This window comes from Acidovorax sp. SRI_002 (genome assembly GCF_057586455.1).
Genome location: NZ_JBYCZW010000004.1, coordinates 582,424 through 596,125 on the forward strand (window position 1 = coordinate 582,424; position 13,702 = coordinate 596,125).

14 protein-coding genes are annotated in these 13,702 nt (G+C 66.1%); 8 read left to right on the forward strand and 6 right to left on the reverse strand.

Annotated features, from left to right (window positions below):
• Positions 1-30: 30 nt before the first annotated feature.
• Both AC2YJX_RS13905 and gpmA read right to left on the reverse strand, forming a co-directional pair.
• Complete coding sequence (locus tag AC2YJX_RS13905; RefSeq protein ID WP_055395496.1) at positions 31-1,467, reverse strand: S41 family peptidase; 1,437 nt, start codon at positions 1,465-1,467, stop codon at positions 31-33.
• A gap of 121 nt (positions 1,468-1,588) precedes the next feature.
• Positions 1,589-2,332 (reverse strand): 2,3-diphosphoglycerate-dependent phosphoglycerate mutase, encoded by a 744-nt coding sequence (gene gpmA / locus AC2YJX_RS13910; protein WP_487256336.1) that lies wholly within the window; start codon positions 2,330-2,332, stop codon positions 1,589-1,591.
• A gap of 87 nt (positions 2,333-2,419) precedes the next feature.
• On the opposite strand from gpmA, the gene AC2YJX_RS13915 reads away from it, so the two are divergent.
• From AC2YJX_RS13915 to AC2YJX_RS13930, 4 genes are all read left to right on the forward strand, one after another.
• Positions 2,420-2,827, forward strand: a complete 408-nt coding sequence (locus tag AC2YJX_RS13915; protein WP_121420926.1) for a rhodanese-like domain-containing protein — start codon at positions 2,420-2,422, stop codon at positions 2,825-2,827.
• A gap of 77 nt (positions 2,828-2,904) precedes the next feature.
• Positions 2,905-3,162: a glutaredoxin 3 gene (grxC, locus tag AC2YJX_RS13920; RefSeq protein ID WP_015015481.1), complete on the forward strand. Its 258-nt coding sequence runs from the start codon at positions 2,905-2,907 to the stop codon at positions 3,160-3,162.
• A 108-nt stretch (positions 3,163-3,270) separates the two neighbouring features.
• Positions 3,271-3,729 (forward strand): protein-export chaperone SecB, encoded by a 459-nt coding sequence (gene secB / locus AC2YJX_RS13925; RefSeq protein ID WP_055395502.1) that lies wholly within the window; start codon positions 3,271-3,273, stop codon positions 3,727-3,729.
• A 219-nt stretch (positions 3,730-3,948) separates the two neighbouring features.
• On the forward strand, positions 3,949-4,962 hold the full coding sequence (locus AC2YJX_RS13930; RefSeq protein WP_487256337.1) for an NAD(P)H-dependent glycerol-3-phosphate dehydrogenase: 1,014 nt from the start codon (positions 3,949-3,951) through the stop codon (positions 4,960-4,962).
• Positions 4,963-4,991: 29 nt separating this feature from the next.
• Here the strand turns inward: AC2YJX_RS13930 and AC2YJX_RS13935 are convergent, their stop codons facing one another.
• Both AC2YJX_RS13935 and lysA read right to left on the reverse strand, forming a co-directional pair.
• Entirely contained in the window at positions 4,992-5,678 is a 687-nt protein-coding gene (locus AC2YJX_RS13935; RefSeq protein ID WP_487256338.1) for an N-acyl amino acid synthase FeeM domain-containing protein, read from the reverse strand.
• Between the two features lie 477 nt (positions 5,679-6,155).
• Positions 6,156-7,409: a diaminopimelate decarboxylase gene (gene lysA, locus AC2YJX_RS13940; protein WP_487256339.1), complete on the reverse strand. Its 1,254-nt coding sequence runs from the start codon at positions 7,407-7,409 to the stop codon at positions 6,156-6,158.
• Positions 7,410-7,609: 200 nt separating this feature from the next.
• On the opposite strand from lysA, the gene AC2YJX_RS13945 reads away from it, so the two are divergent.
• The gene (locus AC2YJX_RS13945) at positions 7,610-8,548 is read left to right on the forward strand and encodes a LysR family transcriptional regulator (protein WP_487256340.1); all 939 of its coding nucleotides are present in this window, start codon (positions 7,610-7,612) and stop codon (positions 8,546-8,548) included.
• A gap of 85 nt (positions 8,549-8,633) precedes the next feature.
• Here AC2YJX_RS13945 and coaD read toward each other — a convergent pair whose 3' ends face one another.
• A complete protein-coding gene (gene coaD, locus AC2YJX_RS13950) occupies positions 8,634-9,134 on the reverse strand; it encodes a pantetheine-phosphate adenylyltransferase (protein ID WP_055395514.1) in 501 nt (166 codons plus the stop codon).
• A 148-nt stretch (positions 9,135-9,282) separates the two neighbouring features.
• Positions 9,283-10,512 carry a helix-turn-helix transcriptional regulator gene (locus tag AC2YJX_RS13955; protein ID WP_487256341.1) on the reverse strand — a complete coding sequence of 410 codons (1,230 nt, stop codon included), beginning with the start codon at positions 10,510-10,512 and terminating at the stop codon, positions 9,283-9,285.
• Between the two features lie 313 nt (positions 10,513-10,825).
• Between AC2YJX_RS13955 and AC2YJX_RS13960 the strand changes: the two genes are divergently transcribed.
• The 3 genes from AC2YJX_RS13960 to AC2YJX_RS13970 all read left to right on the forward strand — a co-directional run bounded on the left by AC2YJX_RS13960 (position 10,826) and on the right by AC2YJX_RS13970 (position 13,564).
• Positions 10,826-11,287, forward strand: coding sequence for an IPTL-CTERM sorting domain-containing protein (locus AC2YJX_RS13960; protein ID WP_487256342.1), 462 nt, complete (start codon positions 10,826-10,828; stop codon positions 11,285-11,287).
• Between the two features lie 168 nt (positions 11,288-11,455).
• Positions 11,456-12,256 (forward strand): hypothetical protein, encoded by an 801-nt coding sequence (locus AC2YJX_RS13965; RefSeq protein ID WP_487256343.1) that lies wholly within the window; start codon positions 11,456-11,458, stop codon positions 12,254-12,256.
• 126 nt (positions 12,257-12,382) lie between these two features.
• Positions 12,383-13,564 (forward strand): helix-turn-helix transcriptional regulator, encoded by a 1,182-nt coding sequence (locus AC2YJX_RS13970; protein WP_487256344.1) that lies wholly within the window; start codon positions 12,383-12,385, stop codon positions 13,562-13,564.
• Positions 13,565-13,702 lie beyond the last annotated feature (138 nt).

Sequence of the window (13,702 nt, forward strand, 5' to 3'; positions counted from 1 at the left end):
AATCCGGCCTTCAGCACAGGGAGCGAAAGCTCAATTTTCTTTCTTTTCGTCCTTGCGTTCCGTCAGTGTCTTGCTGACCAGCACGGGGCGGCCCTTGAGCTGGTTGAGCGCCTGCACGAGCTGGAAGTCCTTGTCCGAACCGAACTCTGGAGCCTTGCGTTCTGCTGCAGGCTTTTTGGCTTCTTCTTCCATGCGCTTGAGGGCGCTTTCGCGGGCCTTTTCACGGGCCTCATCCTTCTTTTCCTCGCCTTGGCCGCTACCCAGGTGCTTGTCCAGATCGGCCTCGCGCATGCGCAAAGCAGCGAAGATGTTGCCTTCTTCCGATTCGTCGATCATCACGTCGGGCACGATGCCCTTGGCCTGGATCGACTTGCCGCTGGGGGTGTAATAGCGCGCGGTGGTCAGCTTGATGCCGGTATCAGGCCCCAGCGGACGTACGGTCTGCACCGAGCCCTTGCCAAAGGTCTGGCTGCCCATGATGGTGGCGCGCTTGTGGTCCTGCAGAGCGCCCGCCACGATCTCGCTGGCCGACGCAGAGCCTTCATTCACCAACACCACGAGTGGCACGGACTTGAGGGCTGCGGGCAGGCGGCGCAGCGGGTCACCCCCGCCACGGCGCTGATAGAAGTCGGGCGAGGCCTTGTAAGTGGCCTTGCTGTCCGCCAGTTGCCCGTTGGTCGTGACCACCGTGACGTTTTCTGGCAGGAACGCGGCCGACACGGCCACAGCCGCATCCAGCAGGCCGCCGGGATCGTTGCGCAGGTCGAGCACCAGGCCCTTGAGGTTGGGTTCCTGCTTGTAGACCTCTTCCACCTTGCGCACAAAATCATCGACCGTGCGCTCCTGGAACTGCGACAGGCGGATCCAGGCGTAGCCGGGCTCCACCACCTTGCCCTTGACGGACTGGGTCTTGATCTCTTCGCGCGTAATGGTGACCGGGAAGGTGCGGCTCTCGTCCTTGCGGAAGATGGTGAGCGTGACCTTGGTGTTGGGCTCGCCACGCATGCGCTTGACGGCATCGTTCAGGGACAGGCCCTTGACCGCCGTTTCGTCGATCTTGGTGATCAGGTCATTGGTCTTGAGGCCAGCGCGGAAGGCGGGAGACCCTTCGATGGGCGACACCACCTTGATCAAGCCGTCTTCCTGGGTGATTTCGATACCAACCCCCACAAAACGGCCGGAAGTGCCTTCGCGAAATTCCTTGAAGGACTTCTTGTCGAAATACTGGGAGTGTGGGTCCAGGCTGGCGACCATGCCGGAGATGGCGTCGGTGATGAGCTTTTTGTCATCCACCGGTTCGACATAGTCGGTCTTTACGAGGCCAAACACCGCCGATAGCTGCTGGATTTCCTCCAGCGGCAGCGGAGTCATCGCACCACGCGCGACCGTCTGCAACGAAACCGTCGTCAGAGCCCCAGCCACGACACCAACCGATACCCATCCCGCAATTTTGAGTTTGTGGCCCATACAACACCTTTACCGCTTCAAAACCAATATACACCTTGGAAGGACCAAACCCGCTGCAGTTCCGCGCAGGCACTCACTTTAGACAGGGTATCGGCGGGTTTTCCCCGTCTTTACCCAGGCTTTACGCCTTGCCTTGCGATGCCACTGCCTCAGCTGCCTTGGCAGCCGCTTCTGCATCGCCCAGATAGTAGTGGCGGATGGGCTTGAGGTCGGCGTCCAGTTCATATACCAACGGGATTCCGTTGGGAATGTTCAGGCCCACGATGTCCGACTCGGAGATGTTGTCCAAGTACTTCACCAGGGCGCGGATGGAATTGCCGTGCGCGGCGACCACCACGCGCTTGCCTGAGCGGATGGCCGGTGCCATGGCATCGTTCCAGAACGGCAGCACGCGGGCCACGGTGTCCTTCAGGCATTCCGTGAGCGGCACGCTGCCTTCGGCCAGAGCGGCGTAGCGGCGGTCGCTGCGCTCGCTGCGGGGGTCGGTGGCTTCCAGCGCTGGCGGCGGGGTGTCATAGCTGCGGCGCCACACCAGCACCTGCTCGTCGCCGTACTGCTTGGCCATGTCGGCCTTGTTCAGGCCCTGCAGGGCACCGTAGTGGCGCTCGTTCAGGCGCCAGTCCTTGACCACGGGCAGCCAGGTGCAATCCATTTCGTCCAGCGTGTACCACAGGGTGTGGATGGCGCGCTTGAGCACGCTGGTGAACGCCAGGTCGAACTCGTAGCCCTCGGCCTTGAGCAGCTTGCCGGCCGACATGGCCTGGGAAACACCGGTGGGCGTGAGATCCACGTCGGTCCAGCCGGTAAAGCGGTTTTCAAGGTTCCAGGTGGATTCGCCGTGGCGAATCAGAACGAGCTTGTACATGGTTTCCCCAGGAAAGGCAGGTCAAAAAAATGCGGGCCAAAACCCAGCATTCTAGAATTACGCTGTTCGCCAACCCAAGGAAGCTTCGTGAAATTCATTATTGATAACTGGTATCTGTTCCTCGTTGCACTGGCTTCGGGCAGCATGTTGCTGTGGCCGGTCCTCAAGAACGCCAGTGGCGGCTCGCTGACGCCAGCGCGCGCCGTGCAGCTCATCAACCGCGAAAAAGCGGTGGTCATCGACGTCTGCGAAACCGAGGAATTCGCCGCCGGCCACGTGAACGGAGCCAAGAACGTGCCCCTGGGCCAGCTCGAAGAGCGCCTGCCCACCGTGGTCAAGAACAAGGCCCTGCCCGTGGTGCTGGTGTGTGCCAGTGGCGCCCGCTCCAACCGCGCCGTCGCCATTGCCAAAAAACTGGGCTACGAAAACGCCCAGTCGCTCGCTGGTGGCCTGAAGGCCTGGCGAGAAGCCAGCCTGCCTGTGGAAAAAGCCTGATCCGCCCCCAGTTATTGGGTCCGCGATAGTCTTGCCACTGATTTTTAGCCCCACAGGAAGAAAGAGGAAGGTCCGCCATGCAACCCGTGAAGATGTACACCACCGCCGTCTGCCCCTACTGCATCCGGGCCAAGCAGATCCTCAAGTCCAAGGGTGTGGAGCAGATCGAGGAGATCCGCATCGACACCGACCCCGCCGCGCGCAGCCACATGATGGAGATCACCGGCCGCCGCACGGTGCCGCAGATCTACATCGGTGACACCCATGTGGGCGGCCACGACGATCTGGTGGCGCTGGACAGCCGTGGCGAGCTCATGCCCTTGTTGGGCGCCTGACCCCCTCCCCGGGCGCTGCATAATGCAGCCCCATGTGCCCGCTGCGGGAGCTGCTCCCCGGCGGGTTTTGTTTTGCTAGCAATTTTGTAAGCTCAAAGAGACTTCACCATGGCCGATCAAGAAAACCCCGTGTTCCAGATCCAACGCGTCTACCTCAAGGACCTGTCGCTGGAGCAACCCAATTCCCCCGGCATCCTGCTCGAACAAGAGCAACCCAGCGTGGACATCCAGCTGGGTGTGGAAGCCACTCCCGTGGCCGAAGGCATTTTTGAAGTGGCCGTGACGGCTACCGTGCAGACCAAGATCAAGGACAAGACCGTGTTCCTGGTCGAAGCCAAGCAGGCCGGCATCTTTGAAATCCGCAACGTGCCCGAAGACCAGATGGGCCCCATCATGGGCATCGCCTGCCCACAGATCGTGTACCCCTACCTGCGCGGCAACGTGGCCGACGTGATCAACCGAGCTGGCTTCCCGCCCGTCCACCTGGCCGAAATCAACTTCCAGGCCATGTACGAGCAGCAGCAAGCGCAGGCCGCCGGTCAAGCCTCGCCCATCATCACGCAGTGATGTAAAACGCCCCCTGAGTCGCTTCGCGCCTTCCCCTCTCTCTACGCGCTGCGCGCTACGGGAGGGGGACGCAGCCAGCGGCCTGGCAAAGCCAGTTCCGCGGCTACCGCGCTTGGGCCACGCCGATTCCACGGACGGCCGACGAAGCACAGCGCAGTGGGCCCTTGAAATCAATGCTATTTTTGGCCTCTACCGCCCGATAGATAAGCGCAAGCAGCTATGAAAATCATAGTATTGGGCGCTGGTGCCTGGGGCTCTGCGGTCGCCATGAGCGCAGCCCAGCACCCTGCCGGGCACGCGGTCACCCTGTGGGCCCGCGATGCAGCCCAGGCGCAAAGCATGCGCGCCCAGGCACAAAACGCCCGCTACCTGCCGAGCATTGCCCTCCCCCCGTCCCTCTCAGTGGTCGATGGCGACTTCCGCGCGCTGTTGCCCGGTGCCGACCTGGTCATCGTGGCCACGCCCATGGCGGCCCTGCGCGGCATGCTGCTGGCGCTGCGCGGGTGCACGGCACCTGTGGCCTGGCTGTGCAAGGGCTTCGAGGCGGTGCCTGCCGGTGCCAATTCAGCATCTTTTGGGCTGCTGGCGCACGAAGTACAAGCCCAAGTAGCTCCTGATTTAATAGCAGGTGTGTTCAGCGGCCCGAGCTTTGCGCAGGAAGTCGCCCTGGGGCAGCCCACAGCCCTGGTGGCCGCCAGCGCCCATGCGGCCGTGCGCGATGCGCTGGTCAAAGCCTTTCACAGCCCGAGCGTGCGCGTGTATGCCAACGAAGACATCGTGGGCGTGGAAGTGGGCGGCGCGGTGAAGAACGTGCTGGCCATTGCCACCGGCCTGTGTGACGGGCTGGCGCTGGGTCTCAACGCCCGCGCCGCACTCATCACGCGCGGCTTGGCTGAGATGACGCGGCTGGGCCTGGCGCTGGGCGCGCGGCCCGACACCTTCATGGGCCTGTCCGGCCTGGGCGACCTGGTGCTGACCGCCACCGGCGACCTGTCGCGCAACCGGCGCGTGGGCATTCTGCTGGCACAGGGCCAGACCCTGGCGCAGGCGGTGGAATCCCTGGGCCATGTGGCGGAAGGCGTCTACAGCGCCCGCACCGTGGTGCAGCGTGCGCAGACACTGGGTGTGGACATGCCCATCGCCGAGGCCGCCGTGGCGCTGCTTGACGGCCGCCTGCAACCTGCCGAGGCCGTGGCGCAGCTCATGGGCCGCGGCCCCCGGGGCGAGCTCTGACGGTAGAGGCCCCGCGCAAGACCTGACGGCTACCCCACCGACAGGCGCCGCAGCAGCCCCTCTTCATCGTCGGGGTGGAAGAAATAGGGGTAGAAGCTGCGCTCCACGCTGGCCAGCTTGGGCTGGCCGCCAAATTGGTCGATGAGGCGGCGCCCCTTGTCAGCGCCGATGTGCAGCAGCACGGCGGGCGCACCCACACGCTCGCACATGCGTTCGGGGCCGATCTGGTCAAAACACAGCATGCGCCGGTAGAACGGGGCGTGGCGCGGGTTCACCTCGATGACGATGTCGGTGGCGCGCCGGGCGCGGAAGGCCACGATCCACGCAATGTGGAAGATGGCACCCAGCACATGCTTGGAACGCACCCCGGGGTCCATTGCAAGCTTGCCCATCTCGCAGATGCGCGCGCCGCGCTGGCGCAGTTCGGCGATGAACTCGGGGTACTGCTCCTCGGCCGCCAGTTGCCCGTCGTCCATGCGGACCGAAATCGTCCCCTGCGACTGCCCATCAATCTGCACCACCAGGCTGCTCAGGTCGCAGTCGTGCGACAAGGTGGCCTGCATGCTGTAGCCCTTGCGGGCGTACATGCGGGCCAGCAGCCCCTGGCCCTTGCGGGACAGGCGGATCTTGCAGGTCTTGGTTTCGGCACAGCCCAGGCGGCTCAGGTACTCGCCGGGGTAGGCCAGCTCGACAATGGTCTGTTCTTCGGCGTCCATGGCGGCTCCAGGGGTGGGCAAAGTGGCCTCTACCCGCCCGCGCGCCGTGCGTGGCGCGAGGCAGCCGGGGCCTCGTCGCTCCGTTGAAACAGGGCGAAAGGTCAGCTTAGCGGCTTCTCTCGTTCCCTGGAGCCCGGGTTGGCATGGCAAGCGGACGAACGGACGCACGACCTTGGCGAAAGGCATGCCCAGCAAAAAAGCCGCAGGGCACCATGGATAGGCGCCCTGCGGCTTTTTTGGCAATCCCCTTGCGGGGCAGGATCAGAACACGCCGAACAGCATGAGCAACAGAACAACGGACAGTGGGACGCCGAGCAGCCAGGCAATGATGGGCATAGTGATCTCCTGAAAAGGGTTGAAGGGGATAAGTGATTTCACTGTATGGCCCTCCTTTTCCCGCCCGTGTGCGCCAGCACGGCGCGTGGCCGTAGGCGCGCGCCTACCGGCTGTGGGAGCGGCACCCGCCCCACAGCACGATCAAAGCCCCTGTTCCAGCTCCAGCAGTTCGTCCACCGTCTGACGGCGGCGGATCAGGCGCGCCTGGCCACCGTCAACGAGCACCTCGGCAATCAGCGGACGCGTGTTGTAGTTGGAGGACATCGATGCGCCATACGCCCCGGTGTCGTGGATCACCAGCAGGTCGCCCACCTGGGCGGCGGGCAGGTCCCGTGGCAGCACCACGCCGCCGTCGCCCTGGGTAAATACGTCGCCCGATTCGCACAACGGGCCTGCCACCACCGTGGGCTGCTCTGCCGCCGTGGAGCCATCGCGGCGCAGCACGCTCATGGCGTGGTAGCTGCCGTACATCGATGGGCGCATGAGTTCGTTGAAGCCGGTATCGACCAGCACGAAGTGGTTGTTGCCCGCGTTCTTGGTGGCGCGCACCTGGCCCAGCAGCACGCCGGATTCAGCCACCAGATAGCGGCCGGGCTCAATCTCCAGCCCGAGCTTGTGGCCCACGATGGCTTCGGCCTGCTGGCGCGCGGCGTCCCACAGGCCGTGGTAGTGCTGGGTGTCGACCACCGGGTCGCCACCGCGGTAGGGGATGGACAGGCCACCACCGGCCGAGATGGCGTGCAGGTCATGCCCGGCCGCATGCGCCGTGCGCACCAGGTTGACCATCGCACCACACACCTCCTGCAGGTGGCTGTAGTCCACGCCCGAGCCGATGTGCATGTGCAGGCCCACCAGCTTCAGGCCGTGCTGCTTGATCGCATCCAGTGCGACAGGCAGGTCGGTGTGCCAGATGCCGTGCTTGCTGTGCTCGCCGCCGGTGTTGGTCTTGTTGCTGTGGCCATGGCCAAAGCCGGGGTTGATGCGCAGCCACACCGCATGGCCCGGCGAGCTCGCGCCCAGCTGGTGCAGCATGTCGATCGAGCCAGCGTTGACCGGCACGCCGTGTTCCACCACGCAGTCGAGCGTGGCGGCGTCGAACAGGTCGGCGGTAAAGACGATCTCCGACGGCCCTTCCCCGCCTTTGCCGGCCGTGTAGCCGGCCGCCAGCGCACGCAGGATCTCGCCGCGCGAGACCGCATCCACCTTCACGCCCTGCTCGCGCATGAGCTTCAGGATGTGGATGTTGGAGCAGGCCTTCTGCGCGAACCGGATGGTCTCGAAATTGGACACCTGCGCAATGCGCTGGCGGATGGTGGCCGCGTCATACACCCACAAGGGGGTGCCGAACTGGTCGGCCAGGGACCACAGCTGGGCGGGCGAGAAAGGGTTGGACATGGGGACTCCGAAGGCACAAAGACTGATAGGACTTACGCAAATCGGGATGCAACAACCGCCTCGCCCTGGGGTGAACCGCTTGCCTGAACCCTGTTTTGCGTAAGTCATGACTGAATGGAAGCGCGGATGATGCCCCTTCCAAGGTATTTGGTCGAATGCTTTGATTTACATCCTCTATTCAATATGGATATGCTTTGCCCATGACCGACCCCGCACTGGCCCACCGCATCACCCACCGGCACATCGAGGTGTTCCGCGCCGTGATGACTGCTGGCAGCGCCACCGGCGCCGCCGACCTGCTGCACAGCTCGCAGCCCACGGTGAGCCGCGAGCTGGCCCGGCTTGAATCGTTATTGGGCTATGCGCTGTTCGAGCGCATACAGGGCCGCCTGCGCGCCAATGCGCGGGCACTGGCCCTGTGGGACGAGGTACAGCGCTCGTGGCAGGGGCTGGAGCGCGTGGTGGACCGCGCCGTGGCGCTGGGCCGGCCCGACGCCGTGCAACTGGCAGTACTGTGCCTGCCCGCGCTGGCGCACGCGCTGCTGCCCGGCGCGGCGGCGCGGCTGATGCAGGGGCAGCCCCACGCGCGCCTGTCGGTCACGCCGCAGGATTCGCCGCTGCTCGAAGAATGGATGAGTGCCCAGCGTTTTGACCTGGGCCTGTGCGAGCAGACCGCCGCCCCGCCCGGCACCCGCGCCGAGGTGCTGCTCACCCTGGACGAAGTGGCCGTGCTGCCCGCAAGCCACGCCCTGGCCCGCCAACCCGTGCTGCAGCTGGCGGACTTTGCCGACCAGCCCTTTGTGAGCCTGTCGGCCGACGACCCCTATCGCCGCATCATCGACGCGCGCTTTGCCGAAGCCGCCGTGCCACGCACGCTGCGCATGGAAACCCACAGCGCGGCTGCCGTGTGCGCGATGGTGGAGCATGGCCTGGGGCTGGCCATCGTCAACCCGCTGACGGCCCTGACCGCCGCAGCCAATGGCCGGCTGGTGGTGCGTCGGCTCGCGTTGTCGATCCCGTTCAGCGTGGCGGCCGTACTGCCGCTGTACCGCCCACCGCTGCCCGAGGTGGCGCCCATGCTGGAGGCCCTGCGGGCCGAGGCGGCGGAGGTGGCGCGCCGCCTGGAGGCCGTGGCGTGACCACTGCCGCTGCAGAGAATTTGCTACTATTTATATAGCATATTGCGCTTACCAGATAAGCGCCAGAGGCTGTTTTTGCCAAAAATCAGGGCGGCGTGAGCGTGCGCACCTTCTCGGCCAGCCGCTGCTCCACCGAGGGCGACACAAACTTGGTCACCTCGCCGCCGAGCACGGCGATCTCGCGCACAAAGGTGCTGCTGATGAACTGGTACTTGTCGCTGGGGGTGAGGAACACGGTTTCCACCTGCGGCATCAGGCTGCGGTTCATGCCCGCCAGCTGGAATTCGTAGTCAAAGTCGGTCACGGCGCGCAGGCCACGCACCATGGCCTTGCCGCCACGCTCCACGACAAAGTCGCGCAGCAGGCCCGAGAAGGCTTCGACCTGCACTTGTGGGTAGTTCTTGACCGCCTCGCGGACCATGTCGATGCGTTCTTCCAGGGTGAACAGCGTCTTCTTGTGGTGGCCCGCAGCCACGGCCACGATCACGCGTTCGAACAACTGGGTGGCCCTGCGCACCACGTCTTCATGGCCCAGCGTGATGGGGTCAAAGGTTCCGGGGTACACGGCGAGCACGTTCTGGGCCATGGCTGGTTGCCTCCTGTCTGGCTGTATAGACGTTGGCCCGGGCCCTGGGAGCGGATGAACCACCCGTGCCGCAGGGCCTGCGGGCCGCGTGCGCGCATTATGCAGTGCACTGCAACATGAACCGGCGGGCCGCCCTCTCCCCACGAGATCACACCACCGCAATCCCCTGCAGTGCCACGTTGCCCGGTGCCAGCAGCATCAGCCGGGCCACCAGCGCCACCAGATCCTGCTGGCGCTGGGTGCGCGTCTTGGCCAGCAGCGCGCTCATCTGCGTGCGCACGGTCGAGATGCGCGAGCCGCGCGCGTCCGCAAAATCCTGCGGGGTCTGGCCGCGCATCAGCGCCAGCAGCAGGTCGGCCTCGGACGGGCTCAGGCGGTAGGCCTGGCGGGCCAGGGCGACGGCGGCCTCGCCGCACAGGCTGCGCTCCAGCACCACCCAGGCGATGCCTGGCGCGCGGTGGCACAGGCCCAGCGCGGCCAGGTCGCTCAGGGGCAGCGTCACCAGCAGCAAGCCGCCCTCGGTGCCGGGCAGCTCCACACAGCCGCTGCGGCCCTGCAGCGATTGCTGGAACAGCGCGCGCAGCGCGGCATCGGCCGTGCTGGCCAGCACCGGGCGGCGCAGCAGCGTGCGCAGGGCCACGCTTTCGGGCCGGGCGCTCAGCAGCCGGGCGCGTGCATTGGCGTGCAGCAGGCGGCCGGCAGTGTCAAAAAACAGCAGGCCCATGGGCATCTGCTCCATCAGCGACTCCAGGCCCTGGGTGCGCGCGCGCAGCGCCACCATCTCGCGGTGCAGAAAGGCCGCGCGCTGCACGCCGCCAAACTCTGCGCGAAAACGCGCGACTTCCTCCGGTGTGAAGCCCTCGTCGTCCCCCTGGCGGTACACCGACATGAACAAATTGCCCACCGGGTGCGACGCGCCCTGGCTGCCGCCAAACATGCGGGTGCCGATGCCGTACTCGCGCAGGAAGTCGCTGTAGATCTCGCTGCGGCGAAAGCCGCGCGTGGCGTGCACGGGCGCGTCCGTGGCCACCCAGGTGCCCGACGGGCCCGTGCGCGCACGCTGCGCCATGGCGTCGTCCCACAGCGGGTCTTGCAGGCGAAAGTGCGTGGCGTAGCGCTGCGCCGCCTCGGGCGTCACGCCCATCGCCAGCAGCGCGGGCGCGCCGTCGCTCGATGGCGACTGCAGCCAGTATTCCACCTCGGGGTGCGCGGCAAACTCCGCGCCCCACTGCGCCAGCTGGTCCAGATCGCTGGCCAGGAAGGCTCCGCCGAGCAGGTCCGCGCGAAAGCTGGCGGCGTAGCGGGCCAGCGTGTCGCCAAACCGGGTGCCGTCCGACACCGATGCCAGCAGATCGCAAAAAGCAGGATGCAAACCCATTCCCTTTATGCAGAGCCTGCGCCCGCCGGAATGCTGCCCCAGCGTTTGCCCCCTGCCCGTTACCTTTTGCAAAAGGCAGGCAGGCGGGCCGGACGCAGGCACCCGGCTTCGCACAGGCCATGTGTTTCATAGAAAGCGGCGGATCGTAGGAGCCGCCCCTGGCTGCCGTCATCATCTACCCGAATGAGAACATAGCGAGCGAGGCTCCTCCAGGTAGCGGATGGGCAAGGGCGCCGGGGCTTTCTACAGTCCCTGCGTGTCGCCGCTCGCGCCAGCGGGCGGCATGGTCCATTTTTTTCCAAGCCTCGCACCCATGAAACTCCGCCGCCGCATTTTCCGCGTTGCCCTGTTCCGCTCCGTGTCTGTCAGCGCCTGCCTAGCCGCAGGAAGCGCCCAGGCCCAGTGGGCCACCATCAACACCATCAGCAACCCGCCCGGCGCGTTCACCATTACCTGCACCGATTTCCCGGTGCCCGGCCCCCAACAGGTCTGCGCCGTTTCGCCGCCACTCCCCGTGGGCAGCACGGTCCGCGGCAACTGCGGCGGCAACGTCCGCATGGTCGATGACCCGGCCCGCCCCAACACCTGGCTGTACCAAGTGGGCCCCCGGCCCGCCAACCCACCCACGGCCACCTGCGACTTCACGGTGAACGCGCCCAACGTTCCCCCCGTCGGCGCCACCGCCGTGCCCACCCTGGGTGAATGGGCGCTGATCCTGCTGTCGCTCGCGGCGGCCACGCTGGGCATGGGGGCACTGCGTCGCAAGAGGTTTTAGGAATTTTTGGGCGCCAGCGCTTATCCATCAAGCGCCAATAGCTACATAAAACATAGCAAACCCACGCAGCGCCGTCGCTCATCGTCGTTCATGTGAACGATGGCGGCTGCCGGGCCACAGCCTACGATCCGCAGCCCTCCCCAGCCCGGCCTGCGCCGTTTCTTCCTTGTGATTCCCCGTCCGCCCCAGCCCACTCCCACCACCGTCAGCGACGCGCTGTTCGACACCCAGGCCTGCCTGAACTGCGGCGCGACGCTCTCTGGCCCGTTTTGCGCGCAGTGCGGGCAGAAGAAGGCCGCGCGCATGGGCAGCAGCACCGTGCGCAAGGAAGCGTGGGAGCGTTTTCGCTGGTTTGAATGGAACACCCTCCGCAACGCACTGCGCGTGCTGCCCCAGCCCGGCACCACCGCACGCGAATACGTGCTGGGCCAGCGCAAGGACCACCCCCACCCGCTGACCCTGCTGTGCCTGGCCATCGGCTTCCTGCTGATCGTGCTGGGCCACACCGACTACTTGCGGCCCGAGCTACCCAGCGAAGAGGCGCAGCGCATGTACGCCCTGGTCGCCGGGTATTCCAAGTGGTCGTTCTCGCTGGGCGCGGTAGCGGCGTTTGCCAGCATGTGGCTGGTGTTCCGCCGGTGGGGCTACAACGTGGCCGAGCTGCTGACCCTGGCACTGTATTGCCAGGCGGTGTTCATTGCGCTGCAGATGGTCAACCAGCTGCCGCTGGTGCTGGCGTCGTCGCCCGAGCTGTTCAGGTGGCACAAGGCCTGGTCTCCCTGGTACATGACGGCGCTGCAGACGCTGATGCTCATGGTGGCGCTGCGGCAGTTTTTGGTGCTGGATTGGCGGCGCGATGGCTGGCGGCTGCTGTTGGCCGGTGCACTGTTCGCGGCGCTCAAGTGGCAGGCCACCCAGCTCTATGCCCGCGCAGTGGTCGAACTCGTGCTGTGGCAAATGGGCGCGTGAAAAGCGTGAACAAGTTCATGAAAACCTGTCGGGCCGCAGCCACATCCTTCACCTGAATGATGTTGCGGCGCAGGCATCAACCCTACCATCCGGCGCAGTTCATTCAACCTGATGAGGAGGCACCCATTGAGCGGTGAAGAGCAGGACCCGCAGCCTGTGGGAATACCGGGTTTCGAGACCCTGATGGCCGAAAGCCTGGAGGCCCTGGGCGAGCCCGGCATGGTGGAGCGCCTGCTGCACCGCGTGGGCGAATCGCTGGGCAGCCACAAGGTGGTGCTGTTTTGCCCCCTGCCCGGCTCGGACGACCCGCTGGCCGCCTACCAATGGGGCATGCCCGATGATTTCCTGGCGCGCTATGCGAACCTGATCCAGGGCAGCGATGCGTGGAGCGAGGCGCTCGTGCGCCAGCAGGGTGAGGCGCTGGCACGCGGCGGTTCGCTAAGCCAGCAGCTCGTCAGCACCCCAGCCCTGCGCCGTGGCGCGTTCTATGCCGACTACCTCAAGCCCCTGGGCATCGATGCCATGGTCAACAGCATCGTGGAGGCCTCGCCCGAGGTGGGCATGCACGTGCTGGCGATGTACAACGACCTGGGCCAGAACGAGTTCACGCCCGAGCAATTTGCCCGGCTGCGCGCCGTGACGCCCTGGGTGCGCAGCCTCATGCGCGCCCAGCGCCGCCTGCAGCAGGCCCGCCGCCACAGCAGTGCGCTGGAGCGCACGCTGGACCAGCTGCCGCTGGGGCTGATGCATGTGAACCAGCGTGGCGAGGTGCGCTACCTGAACGAACACGCCCGCGCCTGGCTGGGGGTGGAGGACGAATGCCGCATCCTGCTGCGCAACGCCACGGGCTGGCAGGCGCGCCAGCCCCTGCAGCTGGCGCAGATCCACCCCGGGCTGGCGCCACTGCTCACCGCCAGCCTGAGCACACGCTCGCCCGTCTCGGCCCGGCTGCAGACCCAGCACGACACCGCGCCGGGGACACTGGTGGCCCTGGCCGCGCCGCTGCGCAATGGCCCGGGGCCCGCCGCCGAGCCGCTGGCCCAGTTCATCCTGGTGCCCGAGGCGCCACCCCACGCGGGCGCCACGGTGTCGGTGTGCAGCGCGCTCTATGGCCTGACGCCTGCCGAAGCCGCCCTGCTGCCCCTGCTGCTGCAGGGCATGACCCCGCGCGAAATGGCCGACAACCGGCACGTGAAGATGCCCACCGTGCGCTCCCAGCTGGCCAGCCTGTACGCCAAGACCAGCACACGCGGCCAGGCCGAACTGGCCCAGCGCGTGCTGCGCGTGGCGGCACTGGTGACGGTATGAGACACCCCCCTGAGTCGCCTTCGGCGCCTTCCCCCCGCTCTCGCATGGCTGCGCCATGCGGGCAGGGGGACGCGGCCCTCACTGCGGGGCGGCCCTTGCTCGGCCGCCCTGGCTTGGGGCGCGACAGTATCGACGGCT

Excerpts from the sequence above, each read along its gene's own strand:
- AC2YJX_RS13905 (WP_055395496.1), bottom strand. The coding sequence starts at position 1,467 with ATGGGCCACAAACTCAAAATTGCGGGATGGGTATCGGTTGGTGTCGTG.
- gpmA (WP_487256336.1), bottom strand. The coding sequence starts at position 2,332 with ATGTACAAGCTCGTTCTGATTCGCCACGGCGAATCCACCTGGAACCTT.
- grxC (WP_015015481.1), top strand. The coding sequence starts at position 2,905 with ATGCAACCCGTGAAGATGTACACCACCGCCGTCTGCCCCTACTGCATC.
- secB (WP_055395502.1), top strand. The coding sequence starts at position 3,271 with ATGGCCGATCAAGAAAACCCCGTGTTCCAGATCCAACGCGTCTACCTC.
- AC2YJX_RS13930 (WP_487256337.1), top strand. The coding sequence starts at position 3,949 with ATGAAAATCATAGTATTGGGCGCTGGTGCCTGGGGCTCTGCGGTCGCC.
- AC2YJX_RS13935 (WP_487256338.1), bottom strand. The coding sequence starts at position 5,678 with ATGGACGCCGAAGAACAGACCATTGTCGAGCTGGCCTACCCCGGCGAG.
- lysA (WP_487256339.1), bottom strand. The coding sequence starts at position 7,409 with ATGTCCAACCCTTTCTCGCCCGCCCAGCTGTGGTCCCTGGCCGACCAG.
- AC2YJX_RS13945 (WP_487256340.1), top strand. The coding sequence starts at position 7,610 with ATGACCGACCCCGCACTGGCCCACCGCATCACCCACCGGCACATCGAG.
- coaD (WP_055395514.1), bottom strand. The coding sequence starts at position 9,134 with ATGGCCCAGAACGTGCTCGCCGTGTACCCCGGAACCTTTGACCCCATC.
- AC2YJX_RS13955 (WP_487256341.1), bottom strand. The coding sequence starts at position 10,512 with ATGGGTTTGCATCCTGCTTTTTGCGATCTGCTGGCATCGGTGTCGGAC.
- AC2YJX_RS13960 (WP_487256342.1), top strand. The coding sequence starts at position 10,826 with ATGAAACTCCGCCGCCGCATTTTCCGCGTTGCCCTGTTCCGCTCCGTG.